Below are 13,074 nucleotides of genomic sequence, written 5' to 3'. Positions count from 1 at the left end.
CACGTGACTTCCCCCAAGGTCGTCGCCCTCGGCGGAGGGCACGGATTGTTCGCCTCGCTGTCCGCGCTGCGTCAGGTCACCGATCGGCTGACGGCCGTCGTCACCGTCGCCGACGACGGCGGATCGAGCGGCCGATTGCGCCGGGAGCTCGGCGTCCTGCCACCCGGCGACTTGCGCATGGCCCTGGCCGCGCTCTGCCGCGACGACGACTGGGGACGCACGTGGAGCGAGGTCGTCCAGCACCGCTTCCGCAGTCAGGGCGAACTGCACGGGCACGCCGTCGGCAACCTGCTGATGGTGGCGCTGTGGGAGCTGCTCGACGATCCGGTCGCCGGCCTTGACTGGATGGGGCGGCTGCTGGGCGCGGAGGGCCGGGTGCTGCCCATGGCGTCCGTCCCCCTGGACATCGTCGCGGAGGTCCGGGGGGCCGACCCGGAGCGGCCGCAGGACATCACCCACGTGCAGGGACAGGTGGCCTGCGCCAAGACGCCGGGGCAGGTGCTCAGCGTCTCGCTGGTCCCGCCGGACCCGCCCGCGTCTCCGGACGCGCTGCGCGCGATCGAGGAGGCCGACTGGGTCGTCTTCGGGCCCGGCTCCTGGTTCACCAGTGTGCTGCCTCACCTGAAGGTGCCGGAGCTGGCCGGCGCGCTGCTGCGCACGCCAGCCCGGCGGGTCGTCGCGCTCAACCTCGAACCCCAGCCCGGCGAGACCGACGACTTCTCGCCGCAGCGGCACCTGGAGGTGCTGCGGGCGCACGCCCCCGATCTGCGGGTCGACGTCGTCCTCGCAGACCGGAATGTCGTCGAAGAGCGCGATGTTCTTGAAAAAGCGGCTCGTACCCTCGGTGGAACGCTCGCGCTAGCCGACGTCGCGGCCGGAGATGGATCTCCACGGCATGATCCGGCACGGTTGGCCCAAGCGTTCGCACAGATCTTTGTCAGCGGCCACTGCCCCCGGCAAGATTCGGCGAGACTGCCCTGACGGGATGATGGCTACAGGGGGAGGATCACATCCATGGCGATGACCGGCGTGGTGAAGGACGAGCTGAGCAGGCTGTCCGTCATGAAGCCGTGCTGCCGCAAGTCCGAGGTGTCGACGCTGCTGCGCTTCGCCGGAGGCCTGCACATTGTCAGCGGGCGCATCGTGATCGAGGCGGAGCTCGACACCGGAGCCGCAGCGCGACGCCTGCGCAAGGACCTCGCAGAGGTCTTCGGTCACAGCTCCGACGTGGTGGTGCTGGCACCGAGCGGCCTGCGCAAGGGCAACCGGTACGTCGTGCGGGTGTTCCGCGACGGTGAGTCCCTGGCCCGCCAGACCGGTCTGATCGACAACAACGGCCGCCCGGTCCGGGGCCTGCCGCGGCACGTCGTCGCGGGTGCGGCCTGCGACGCCGAGTCGGCGTGGCGCGGGGCGTTCCTGGCGCACGGATCGCTGACGGAGCCCGGCCGGTCGATGTCCCTCGAGGTGACCTGCCCCGGGCCGGAGGCGGCCCTGGCCCTGGTCGGCGCGGCCCGGCGGCTGAGGATCCACGCCAAGGCACGCGAGGTGCGGGGCGTGGACCGCGTGGTCGTCCGCGACGGTGACGCGATCTCGGCGCTGCTGACCCGGCTCGGCGCGCACGACTCGGTGCTCGCGTGGGAGGAGCGCCGCATGCGCCGTGAGGTACGCGCGACCGCGAACCGCCTGGCCAACTTCGACGACGCGAACCTCCGGCGCTCCGCACGGGCCGCGGTCGCGGCCGGCGCCCGGGTCGCACGCGCCCTGGAGATCCTCGCCGACGACGCGCCCGAGCACCTCGTCGCCGCCGGGCGGCTGCGGCTGGAGCACAAGCAGGCGTCGCTGGAGGAGCTCGGCCAGCTCGCCGAACCCGCGCTGACCAAGGACGCCATCGCGGGCCGGATCCGGCGTCTGCTGGCCATGGCCGACAAGCGCGCGATGGACCAGGGCATCGCCGGGACCGAGGCGAACGTCACCGCCGACATGCTCGCCCCCTGATCCGTTCGCCGAACGGCCGGGACCGGGACCTCATCGCCGAGGGCGTCGCGCTGATCACCGCGACGCTGCCGCGCACCCGGGGGCTCGGGCCGTACCGGCTCCAGGCGGTGATCGCCGCCGTCCATGACGAGGCCGAGGGGTACAAAAGCCCGGTTCTGTATCGATTTGGTCTAGACCATTAGGTCTAGACCAATTACGCTGGCCCTGGTCCGCCGCCCGCCATTCGGATGTTGGCTCCCGGCAGGGCGGCGGACCGGTCGCTTCCGCCCGGTGGTTACAGTCGCATCACACCGGGTTCGGTAGGGTCGACCATGAGAGCACACATCAGGTTCACAGGCCCCCGGCACCTCCGGGGACGAAGCATGAGGAGATCGGTGCCGTGACCATCCGGGTTGGCGTTAACGGCTTCGGCCGCATCGGCCGCAACTTCTGGCGAGCGCTGAACGCCGCCGGTGGCGATGTCGAGATCGTGGCGGTCAACGACCTCACCGACAACGCCACGCTCGCTCACCTGCTCAAGTACGACAGCATCCTCGGCCGGCTTCCCGAGGAGGTGAAGGCCGGCGCGGACGAGATCACCGTGGGCGGCAAGTCCATCAAGGCCTTCGCCGAGCGCGACCCGGCCAACCTGCCGTGGGGTGACCTGGGCGTCGACGTCGTCATCGAGTCGACCGGCCTGTTCACCGACGCCAACAAGGCGAAGGTGCACGTTGAGAACGGCGCGAAGAAGGTCATCATCTCCGCGCCGGCCAAGAACGAGGACGTCACGATCGTCATGGGCGTGAACGACGACGCCTACGACCCGGAGCTGCACACCGTCATCTCCAACGCGTCCTGCACCACCAACTGCCTGGGCCCGATGGCGAAGGTCATCAACGACACCTTCGGCATCGAGCGTGGTCTGATGACCACGATCCACGCCTACACCCAGGACCAGAACCTCCAGGACGGCCCGCACAAGGACCTCCGCCGCGCCCGCGCCGCCGCCATCAACATCGTCCCGACCAGCACCGGGGCCGCCAAGGCCATCGGCCTCGTCCTGCCGGCGCTGAAGGGCAAGCTCGACGGCTACGCGCTGCGCGTCCCGGTGCCGACCGGCTCGGCGACCGACCTCACCGTCACGGTCGGCCGCGAGACCAGCGTCGAGGAAGTCAACGCGGCGCTGCGCGAGGCCGCCGAGGGCCCGATGCGCGGCATCCTCACCTACACCGAGGACCCGATCGTCTCCTCCGACATCGTCACCGACCCGGCGTCGTGCATCTTCGACTCCGGGCTCACCAAGGTGATCGGTGACCAGGTCAAGGTCGTCGGCTGGTACGACAACGAGTGGGGCTACTCCAACCGCCTCGTCGACATCACGAAGCTGGTGGGCTCGCGGCTCTGACGGAGCCATGGGCCCGCGGCCGCCCGCCGACGCGGTGGGCGGCCGGGCCCGGAGCCGCCGAACGGCGAGCCCACGAACGAGCGCAGCAGGCAGCCGGCCTGCTGCGCTCGTTCCGACACGACCAGGAGCGCGATCAATGAGCATGTCCGCGATCGACGATCTCGGCGACGTACACGGCAGGCGGGTGCTGGTCCGCTCGGACCTCAACGTCCCCCTGCAGGACGGCGTGATCGGGGACGACGGCCGGATCCGGGCCAGCGTCCCGACCATCACCGAACTCGCCGGCAAGGGCGCGCGCGTCATCGTCTGCGCCCACCTTGGCCGCCCCAAGGGGCAGGCGAAGCCGGAGTTCTCCCTCGCGCCCGTCGCGAAGCGGCTGGGCGAGCTGCTGGGCCGCGAGGTCCGCTTCGCCACCGACACCGTCGGCAACTCCGCGCAGGCGACCGTCGACGCGCTCCAGGACGGCGAGGTCGCCCTCCTGGAGAACCTCCGCTTCGAGCCGGGCGAGACGAGCAAGGACGACGCCGAGCGCGGTGACTTCGCCGACCGCCTCGCCGCATTCGCCGAGCTCTACGTCGGCGACGGGTTCGGCGCCGTGCACCGCAAGCACGCCAGCGTGTACGACGTGCCGCAGCGGCTCCCGCACGCGGCCGGCGGCCTCATCGTCGCCGAGGTCGAGGTCCTGCGCCGGCTCACCGGCGACCCCGCCCGTCCGTACGTCGTCGTGCTGGGCGGCGCGAAGGTCTCCGACAAGCTCGGCGTCATCGCCAACCTCCTCGGCAAGGTCGACCGGCTGATCATCGGCGGCGGCATGGCCTACACCTTCCTCAAGGCCCAGGGTCACGAGGTCGGCCGGTCGCTGCTCCAGGAGGACCAGCTCGACCAGGTCCGCGGCTTCATCGAGGAGGCGCGCAAGCGCGACGTCGACCTGGTTCTGCCGGTCGACATCCTGGCGGCGACCGAGTTCGCCCCCGACGCGCCCCACGACGTCGTCGACGCGACCGCCATCCCCGCCGACCGCGAGGGCCTGGACATCGGCCCGCGCACGCGCGAGCTGTTCGCGAGCAAGCTCGCCGACGCGGCCACCGTCTTCTGGAACGGCCCGATGGGCGTGTTCGAGTTCGACGCCTTCGCCGGTGGCACCCGCGCGGTGGCCGAGGCGCTGATCGCGTCGGAGGCGTTCACCGTCGTCGGCGGCGGCGACTCGGCCGCGGCCGTGCGCAAGCTGGGCCTCCCCGAGGGCGGCTTCTCCCATATCTCGACCGGTGGCGGCGCGAGCCTCGAGTACCTCGAGGGTAAGACGCTGCCCGGCCTTGCCGTCCTGGAGGACTGATCGTGGCCCCGAAGTCCGCACCCCTGGTCCGGAAGCCGCTGATCGCCGGCAACTGGAAGATGAACCTCACGCACTTCGAGGGCATCGCGCACGTCCAGAAGATCGCCTTCGGCCTCAGGGAGGCCGACTACGAGGCGGTGGACGCCGCGCTCCTGCCGCCGTTCACCTTCCTCCGCAGCATGCAGATGCTGGTCGACGCCGACAAGCTCCAGCTGACGTACGGCGCACAGGACGTCTCCGCCCACGAGAAGGGCGCCTACACCGGCGAGATCTCCGCGCCGATGCTCGCCAAGCTCGGCTGCACGTACGTCCTGGCCGGGCATTCCGAGCGCCGTCAGTACCACCAGGAGGACGACGCGCTCGTCAATGCCAAGGTGAAGCAGGCCTTCAAGCACGACCTGACGCCGATCCTGTGCGTGGGCGAGGGCCTGGAGGTCCGCAAGGCGGGCGAGCACCTGTCCCACACGCTCTCCCAGGTCGAGGGCGGCCTGCGGAAGGTTCCGGCCGAGCAGGCACAGCGGATCGTGATCGCCTACGAGCCGGTGTGGGCCATCGGCACCGGCGAGGTCGCGACGCCGGAAGACGCGCAGGAGGTGTGCGGCGCGATCCGCACGCGCCTGGCCGAGCTGTACAGTGGAGATCTCGCCGATCAGGTCCGCGTGCTCTACGGGGGCTCCGTCAAAGGTGACAACATCGCTGGCATCATGGCGAAGTCGGACATCGACGGAGCACTCGTCGGAGGAGCGAGCCTGGACGCGGGGGAGTTCGTCAAGATCTGCAGGTATCGCGAGCTACCGGTGTGATCTTGGGCATCGGACTGCGCGTTTCTGCTGAACCACGCGGTAGAACGTCGTACCCTCGGTAGCGGATGACCTGAATACGCGAACATGCCCCGCGAGCAGCGGGGTGAATCACGAAAGCGCTGACTGCTGTGATCATCGGAACTTCCATCGTGCTCATCATCACGAGCGCGCTGATGGTACTGCTCGTCCTCCTGCACAAGGGCAAGGGCGGTGGACTGTCGGATCTGTTCGGCGGCGGCATCAGCTCGTCGCTCGGCGGGTCGTCCGTGGTCGAGCGGAATCTCGACCGACTCACGATCGGCACGGGCGTGATCTGGTTCGTGTCGATCATCGCGCTGGGTCTGCTGCTCAAGCACGGCCACCACGGCTGAGTGCGGCAAGACCCGCAGTGTGTTGACGGCCGCCGCCCCTCGCCGCGGCGGCAAAGGAAGCGAGGAGTAGTCCGTGGGTAGTGGCAACGCTATTCGAGGCAGCCGAGTCGGTGCCGGCCCGATGGGAGAGGCCGAGCGTGGTGAAGCGGCCCCGCGCGTGTGGGTGACCTTCTACTGCGCGAACCGGCATGAGTCCCGGCCGAGTTTCGCGACCGACGTCGCGGTTCCCGACACGTGGGACTGCCCCCGGTGCGGGTTCCCCGCCGGTAAGGACCCGGAGAACCCGCCGGCGCCGCCGCGCAACGAGCCCTACAAGACACATCTCGCCTACGTGAAGGAGCGGCGCAGCGACGCCGACGGCGAGGCCATCCTCGAGGAGGCCCTCGCCAAGCTTCGCGCCGAGCGCGCCGCCATCCAGGCGGCGATGCAGCGCGTCCGCAACTAGCTCCGCACATCGCAGCACGACCGGCCCGGTGCCCGCCGCGGCGGGCCCCGGGCCGGTCGCATGCGGTCGGCTCGCGTACGGTCGGTCGGACCGACCGGCGGCGTCGCCGTCGGTTACGATGTTGGCTCGCGACTGGCGCATGAGGTGGAGTTCACCACCGGGGAGCGAAAGACGTCTGGCACCGCGCGCCTGGGTGCTGGGAGCCGATCCTGTTCTGGAGGCCCCATGCACCAGCCGCCCCTGCCGCACCTCACCGCCGCCGACCCGGACCTGGCCGGGCTCATCGAGGCCGAGGCTCGCCGGCAGCACGACAAGGTCCGCCTCATCGCGTCGGAGAACTACGTGTCGCCCGCTGTGCTGGAGGCGACCGGCTCCGTCCTCACCAACAAGTACTCCGAGGGCTATCCGGGCAAGCGTTACTACGAGGGCCAGCAGGTCGTCGATCCCGTCGAGGAGCTGGCCCAGGCGCGCGCCCGTGAGCTGTTCGGCGTCGCCCACGCCAACGTCCAGCCGTACTCCGGCTCGCCCGCCAACCTGGCCGTCCACCTGGCGTTCCTGAACCCGGGCGACACGTTCCTGTCGCTGGAGCTCGCCCACGGCGGTCACCTCACCCACGGCTCGCCCGTGTCGATCTCCGGAAAGTGGCTGCGGCCGGTGCACTACGGCGTGGGCCGCGAGACCGGCCGGGTCGACATGGACCAGGTGCGCGACCTCGCCCGTACGGGGCGCCCCAAGGTGATCTTCTGCGGCGGCACCGCGATCCCGCGGACGATCGACTTCCCGGCGTTCGCCGAGATCGCCCGCGAGGTGGGCGCCGTCCTCGTCGCGGACATCGCGCACATCGCCGGGCTCGTCGCCGGCGGCGCGCACCCGTCCCCGGTCGGGCACGCCGACGTCATCACCACGACGACGCACAAGACCCTGCGGGGCCCGCGCGGCGCCATGATCATGACGACGGAGGAGCACGCCACCGCGATCGACAAGGCGATCTTCCCCGGCCTGCAGGGCGGCCCGCACAATCACACCACCGCCGCGATCGCGGTCGCGCTGAGGGAGGCCGCCCAGGAGGACTTCACGGCGTACGCCCGCCAGATCGTCGCGAACGCCCGGGCGCTCGCGACCGCGCTGACCGAGCGCGGCTTCGACCTGGTCTCCGGGGGCACCGACAACCACCTGATTCTCATCGACCTGACCACGAGGGACATCGGCGGCAAGCCGGCGGCCAAGGCGCTCGACCGCGCCGGCATCGAGCTGAACTTCAACTCGGTGCCCTTCGACCCGCGCAAGCCGTGGAACCCGTCGGGCATCCGGATCGGGACCGCCGCGATCACGACGCGCGGTCTCACCGAGGAGGACATGCCGTTCATCGCGGCGTCGATCGACCAGGCCATCGCGGCCGCCGGCGACGAGGCGGCCCTCGACAAGATCGCCGCGGAGATCCGCGGGCTTCTCGCCGGCTTCCCCATGCCCGGCTGGTCCGCGACGCCCTGACGCGACCGGTGAGGGTCCGGCGCCTCCGATGGCGCCGGACCCTCCTCACCGTCTTCGCTCCCGGAAAGCGCTGATCCGGCGGAAACGGCCATGTAGCGAACCGGTAACAGTGATGCGGAACGCTGGTCCCCGTTCAGACGCCGAAAGGGACCATATGCCGCTGCTCCGCGTACGTACCGAGATCGACGATCGGCCGGGCCGGCTCGCCGTCCTGACCGCCGCGCTGGCCGCGCAGGGGGCGAACATCCTCGATCTGTCCGTCCAGGTCGACACGGACGGAGTGGTTGACGAGTTCGTCGTGGACGTGCCCACCGGGATCACCGCGGAGGCGCTCACCGCCGCCGTCGCGGTCGCCGCGGGCCGCCGGACCAGCGTCGTTCCGGCGACCCCGCACGAACTGATCGACGAGCCGAGCCGCGCGCTCTCCCTCGCCGTACGCCTGCGATCCAACCCGCGTGCCCTGCCGGAGATCCTCGCGGAGCTGCTGCGCGCCGACAGTGCCGAATGGGTGGCCGGCCCGGCCGCGCTCGACGAGCACGCGGACCCGACGACGCTCACCGTCTCCGCGGGGCACCTGCGCGGCGTCCTGCTGCACCGGAACGAGCTGCCGTTCACGCTGACGGAGGTCGCCCGCGCCAACGCCCTGGTCCGCTCGCTGCTCCCGTCGTATGATCCCGCCCCCACCCGGCAGCGGATGGTGCTCGGCGACGGCACCGAGGTCATCGTGCGGCCGCTGACGCTCCTCGACGCCGACGCGGTACGGGACATGCACGCCCGCTGTTCGCTCGAGAGCCGCCGGCGCCGCTACTTCAGCGCGCGGCACACCATCCCGGAGCGGCTCCTGCGGGTCTTCTGTGACCGCGCACACGGACTGACCATGGCCGCCGAGGGGCCGGACGGTTCGATCCTCGCGCTCGCCCACCTGATGTACACGCTCGACCCGGGCGTCGGCGAACTGGCGCTCCTGGTGGAGGACGGCTGGCAGGGCAGAGGCATCGGGGCGGCGCTGGCCCGTCGCCTGCTCGCCGTCGCGCACGAGGAGTGCCTGGCCGAGGTCCGCGCCACGATGCTCGCGGAGAACTCCCGCATGCGGGCCCTGCTCGGTGGCCTCGGCGGGCGGTTCCGGCGGTCCGATGACCCCAGGGTGGTCGAAGCACGGATCGCGCTCGGTCCTGACCGTGCGGAGGACGTTCGGCCGGCCCGGGCGGGATCGGCACGGTGACGGGCGGGCTATCGTCGTAGGGAGTCTGCGGAGGGGGCAGCCCGATGCCGATGCCGTCTTTTCCACCGGAGTTTCCCGGCGACCCGGCCCGGCCGTCGCGGCCGTCGTGGCACGGAGAGCCGCCGGGGGAGCGGCCCCGGCCGGGCGCGGGGCCCTGGCCGGGTGAGAAGGACCCGCTCTCGGACCGTCTGCTCGACCACCGGATCATCCTCGTCAACGGTCACCTCGACGGGGCGGGGGAGGACCCGGTCACGCTGCATCTGCGGTCGCCGGACGGGGAGATCGAGGCGGCGTTCGCCGTCGCGGACACGATCGGCGTTCTCGCCTGCCCGGTGCAGGTCCTCGTCGCCGGCCAGACGGGCGGCCCGCCGCTCCTGGTGCTCGTCGGCGGACGGCGACGGGAGATGATGCCCCATGCGACATTGTGGCTGACCGAACCCCGGGCGACGTTCCATGGCGATGCCACGGACGTCGCGGTCCGCGAGAAGGAACACCGCCGTCAGGTCGACGCGTTCTACATCCGCCTCGCCGAGACGACCGGCCGTGAGGTCGACGAGATCCGCGAGGACGCCCGGCAGAACCGCCTCCTCACCGCCGATGATGCGATCGTGTACGGCCTGATCGACGCCGTCGTGACCCGGCCGTAGTCGCGCGCCCCAGGGCGCACTCGTGATATCCGGCATATTCTGCTTAGCGAATATCGGCGCGCCGGGTGCTTTCGCGGGACTCTCATGTTGATTGTCCGTGCGGCGACGAAAATTTGATCTTCCTGAACGCAGATTATGGATTGCCTGCCGATTCTCGGCGGTGGTCCACGGGGAAGATGCTCGTGGCTACACCACCTTGGCAAATCGAAGGGTCTCCATCTGGCGAACCTGGCATTGCGGCTGCGGGATCGCCAGGAGGAGTTCCTGTATTTCACCGCCGACTTCGATGTCGCGTTCTCCAACAATTGCGCGGAGCAAAGCATCCGTATGAGCTAGAGCAAGACCAAGGTCAGCGGAGGGTTCCACACCCTGGCCGGCGCCCGGACCTTTCTGACCATCCGTGGCCGTATCTCCACCATCCGTAAGAACGGACTGCGTGCCGCCAACACGCTCCGCGACCCCCCTCGGCAACCCCTGGATGTCGCCCGTGAATAGTCATACTCGGCGAGCACGCCGACAACTGCCGTGGTACTGTCCAGGCCACCCTCATTACGGTCAGCCGTAAGGCCGATTCGATACCATGCAGGACGGCTATGACCAATCGCAAGACGCTCGATCGGGTGCGGGATCTCGTCCCGAACATCAGGCAGCGGGCGGAGAATGCCGAGCGGCAGCGGCGTGTGCTGGAGCAGACGATTCGCGAACTGACCGAGGCGGGCGTCTTCCGTATGTTGCAGCCCCGCCGTTTCGGAGGCGATGAGTCGTCGCCGGTGGAGTTCTTCGAGGTTGTTCGGGCCATCGCGGCGGACGATGCTGGTCCCGCGCGGCGACTATCAGATCGACGATGGGCTGAGCCGGCGCAGAGGGCAGCTCGAAGGTGACGTGAACAGCGTGGAGGGGTTGACCCTCTGGGTCCGCTCCAGCACCTTTCTGAGGCATGAATGAGTACCGGCGAGTAGGAGAACCCTCAGCATGAAAATGTCCAGACGTCAGGTAGTAACAGGAGGGGCGACCGTCGCAGCAGCAGCGGCGGCCGCGCCCGTACTCCTCGCCGGCTCCCCGGCCCAGGCCACGGCAGCCACAGCGGACGCGGCCTCCTCCGGCCCGTCGCCTGAGGAAATCACCAATGCGATCGGCAGGTGGGACAAGCACCACGACACCCCGCGCGGCGAGGAGTTGTGCTTCCTCTCCGCCGGCGACCTACTCCGTGGGATGCGGGCCAGACGCATCTCCCCTGTCGAGGTGGCCCAGGCATACCTGGCGCGGATCGACCGGCTGAACCACAAGGTGAACGCCATCGTCTACCGGCACCCCGAGGAACTGGTACTGGCTCGGGCACGGGACGCGGAGCGGCGGTACGTGAACGGCACCGCCCGCCCGATGGAGGGGCTGCCCTACCTCATCAAGGACCTGTTCGACTTCTGGAAGGACGCCCCCAACACCTTCGGCTCGGTGGTGTTCAAGGAGATGGGCTTCCGGCCCCCGTCCAACGCCATCTACATCCAGCGGGTGCTCGACGCCGGGATCAATCCGATGGGCAAGACCAACACCCCGGAGTTCGGGCACGAGGGCATCACCGACAACTACGCCTTCGGCCCCACCAGCACCCCGTTCGACCTCACCAAGAATGCCGGCGGCAGCAGCGGAGGCAGCGCCGCCGCAGTGGCAGGGTTCCTGACAGCGCTCAGCCAGGGCTCGGACGCCGGAGGCAGCGTTCGCATCCCGGCGGCGTTCACCAACACGGTCGGGTTCAAGGCAACCTTCGGGCGCATCCCCCAGGACGCCCCGCCCCTGCCGTACAACCCCATGCTGCACCCCGGCCCTATCTGCCGCACGGTCGAGGACACGGCCCTCAGCATGGAGGTGATGGGCGGGTTCCACCCTCAGGACAAGTTCAGCATCCAGGATCGGCCGGCGTACCTGCGGAGCCTTCACAAGCTCGGTGGCGGACTCAAGGGCAAGCGAGTGGCGTTCAGCCCGAACCTGGACATCTTCCCGGTCGAAAGACAGGTGGTGCAGGCCGTCCGGGGTGGGGTGGCCGCGCTGGCTGCGGCGGGGGCCCGAGTGGACGAGATTCCCCTCGGGTTCGACAAGATGACCACCACGGATCTGCTGTCGGGGACGCAGAGGCCGGTCACCCAGGAGATGCTCAGCGACCTCTGGGTGATGATGCAGAGCGCTCTGTACGGCTTCGCCCGAGACTTGTTCCTGCACTATGGCATCCCGGTGGACCTGATGCGGGAGCCGTACGTCAGCAAGCTGAACCCGGAGTTCCGTGGGATGCTGGAGCGCGCCGCAAGAACGAGCGTGATGCAGTACAAACACGGGGAGTTCCTGGAAATCGCCGTCAACGACGCGGTCGAGGCCGTGTTCGCCCAGGGGTATGACTACATCGTGTGCCCCACGCTGACGACCGTGTCGGTGAGCAACACCGCCGACGGCAACACGCTGGGCCCCGCCTCGGTCAACGGGGTGCCGACCGAGCGCACCATCGGATGGTGCATGACCTACCCGTTCAACTTCACCGGCCACCCGGTGGCCAGCGTGCCCGCTGGGTTCGCCGGCAAGATGCCCGTCGGGATGCAGATCGTCGGTCGCCGATTCGCGGACGTCGAGGTACTGAACGCCGCCAAGGCGGTGGAGAACCACCGGCCTTGGCACGACCGGTACCTGAAAGAGTTCTAGAGCTTTGGGTCCGGGATTCTGTTTCTCAGGCCGGCGGGTTTGGGGACCCGCCGGTCGCAGGCCGGGCAGGTCGAGGACGTGCCGCGCTCATCGACCAGCACCACGCGGATCCCGGCTTGTTCGGCCTTTGACGTGATTCTCGCAGTGGCACGGAGGCGTGGCAGGCTGCGCGGATGTCCATATCGTCATGGCCCACATGGGCTGAAGCGCTGGCCGGGATGAACGAAGAGGACCGCGCCGCAGCCGAGCGTCTCCGTGACCGGTTCGCCGAGTCGGGTGAGCTTGAACCCGAGAACGCCGCCCTCTCCGAGATCATCGAGGACATCCCGCAGTTGGCGCGCTTCCTGGCGCTGCGTCACATCTGGCCGCGCCTGATAGACGCCTGGGCGACTCCGGGCGCGTTGGAACGCCTCCCGGCAGGCGCGCGGTTGCTCGCGACAGGAACGGACCACGACGACCTGGTCAAGGTGGCGCGGTCCGTGGCCTATGACACGGTGTTCGGCCTGCTCTACCTGATCTGCCTGGGGTGCGACGACGAAGCGGCCGAGGGAAGCCCGGGTTGGTCCCTGATGGAGACCACGCCCGAAGGCGAACTGACGGGGCGACAGCTCGACGCCCTCTACGAGGATGTGCTGAGCTTGGATCCCTCGGGGCGCGAGGCCGGCGACCTCTTCGAATGAGCGTGAGCTCCGGAGCGG

At 69.6% G+C, this 13,074-nt stretch carries 14 protein-coding genes and 1 riboswitch; of the genes, 13 read left to right on the top strand and 1 reads right to left on the bottom strand.

Annotated elements, in window-relative coordinates; translation table 11 throughout:
• Positions 1 to 3: 3 nt before the first annotated feature.
• The 12 genes from NE236_RS23455 (at position 4) to NE236_RS23400 (ending at position 12,376) form a co-directional block, all read left to right on the top strand.
• Complete coding sequence (locus tag NE236_RS23455; protein WP_252844235.1) at positions 4 to 981, top strand: gluconeogenesis factor YvcK family protein; 978 nt, start codon at positions 4 to 6, stop codon at positions 979 to 981.
• Positions 982 to 1,014: 33 nt separating this feature from the next.
• The gene (whiA, locus tag NE236_RS23450) at positions 1,015 to 1,995 is read left to right on the top strand and encodes a DNA-binding protein WhiA (protein WP_252844234.1); all 981 of its coding nucleotides are present in this window, start codon (positions 1,015 to 1,017) and stop codon (positions 1,993 to 1,995) included.
• A gap of 379 nt (positions 1,996 to 2,374) precedes the next feature.
• Positions 2,375 to 3,379, top strand: a complete 1,005-nt coding sequence (gene gap, locus NE236_RS23445; protein WP_252844233.1) for a type I glyceraldehyde-3-phosphate dehydrogenase — start codon at positions 2,375 to 2,377, stop codon at positions 3,377 to 3,379.
• 142 nt (positions 3,380 to 3,521) lie between these two features.
• Complete coding sequence (locus NE236_RS23440; RefSeq protein ID WP_289850797.1) at positions 3,522 to 4,712, top strand: phosphoglycerate kinase; 1,191 nt, start codon at positions 3,522 to 3,524, stop codon at positions 4,710 to 4,712.
• A 2-nt stretch (positions 4,713 to 4,714) separates the two neighbouring features.
• Positions 4,715 to 5,515, top strand: a complete 801-nt coding sequence (gene tpiA, locus NE236_RS23435; RefSeq protein ID WP_308209144.1) for a triose-phosphate isomerase — start codon at positions 4,715 to 4,717, stop codon at positions 5,513 to 5,515.
• 128 nt (positions 5,516 to 5,643) lie between these two features.
• Entirely contained in the window at positions 5,644 to 5,886 is a 243-nt protein-coding gene (gene secG, locus NE236_RS23430) for a preprotein translocase subunit SecG (RefSeq protein ID WP_252844231.1), read from the top strand.
• A 73-nt stretch (positions 5,887 to 5,959) separates the two neighbouring features.
• The gene (locus NE236_RS23425; RefSeq protein WP_308209143.1) at positions 5,960 to 6,331 is read left to right on the top strand and encodes an RNA polymerase-binding protein RbpA; all 372 of its coding nucleotides are present in this window, start codon (positions 5,960 to 5,962) and stop codon (positions 6,329 to 6,331) included.
• Positions 6,332 to 6,449: 118 nt separating this feature from the next.
• A riboswitch (ZMP/ZTP riboswitch) is annotated at positions 6,450 to 6,533 on the top strand.
• A gap of 23 nt (positions 6,534 to 6,556) precedes the next feature.
• Positions 6,557 to 7,822: a serine hydroxymethyltransferase gene (gene glyA, locus NE236_RS23420; protein ID WP_252844230.1), complete on the top strand. Its 1,266-nt coding sequence runs from the start codon at positions 6,557 to 6,559 to the stop codon at positions 7,820 to 7,822.
• A 154-nt stretch (positions 7,823 to 7,976) separates the two neighbouring features.
• On the top strand, positions 7,977 to 9,044 hold the full coding sequence (locus NE236_RS23415) for a GNAT family N-acetyltransferase (protein WP_252844229.1): 1,068 nt from the start codon (positions 7,977 to 7,979) through the stop codon (positions 9,042 to 9,044).
• A 50-nt stretch (positions 9,045 to 9,094) separates the two neighbouring features.
• Complete coding sequence (locus NE236_RS23410; protein WP_252844228.1) at positions 9,095 to 9,691, top strand: ClpP family protease; 597 nt, start codon at positions 9,095 to 9,097, stop codon at positions 9,689 to 9,691.
• Positions 9,692 to 10,284: 593 nt separating this feature from the next.
• Positions 10,285 to 10,572 carry an acyl-CoA dehydrogenase family protein gene (locus NE236_RS23405; protein WP_252844227.1) on the top strand — a complete coding sequence of 96 codons (288 nt, stop codon included), beginning with the start codon at positions 10,285 to 10,287 and terminating at the stop codon, positions 10,570 to 10,572.
• 91 nt (positions 10,573 to 10,663) lie between these two features.
• The gene (locus NE236_RS23400; RefSeq protein ID WP_289850758.1) at positions 10,664 to 12,376 is read left to right on the top strand and encodes an amidase; all 1,713 of its coding nucleotides are present in this window, start codon (positions 10,664 to 10,666) and stop codon (positions 12,374 to 12,376) included.
• Here the strand turns inward: NE236_RS23400 and NE236_RS45130 are convergent.
• Positions 12,373 to 12,513, bottom strand: a complete 141-nt coding sequence (locus NE236_RS45130; protein ID WP_372494426.1) for a zinc ribbon domain-containing protein — start codon at positions 12,511 to 12,513, stop codon at positions 12,373 to 12,375. The genes NE236_RS23400 and NE236_RS45130 overlap by 4 nt on opposite strands.
• Positions 12,514 to 12,549: 36 nt before the next feature.
• On the opposite strand from NE236_RS45130, the gene NE236_RS23395 reads away from it, so the two are divergent.
• Positions 12,550 to 13,056, top strand: coding sequence for a hypothetical protein (locus NE236_RS23395; RefSeq protein ID WP_252844226.1), 507 nt, complete (start codon positions 12,550 to 12,552; stop codon positions 13,054 to 13,056).
• Positions 13,057 to 13,074: the final 18 nt, after the last annotated feature.

It is taken from the genome of Actinoallomurus purpureus (genome assembly GCF_024055795.1).
In the GTDB taxonomy this organism is placed as follows: domain Bacteria; phylum Actinomycetota; class Actinomycetes; order Streptosporangiales; family Streptosporangiaceae; genus Actinoallomurus; species Actinoallomurus purpureus.
This window is presented reverse-complemented; position numbering and strand designations above follow the sequence as displayed.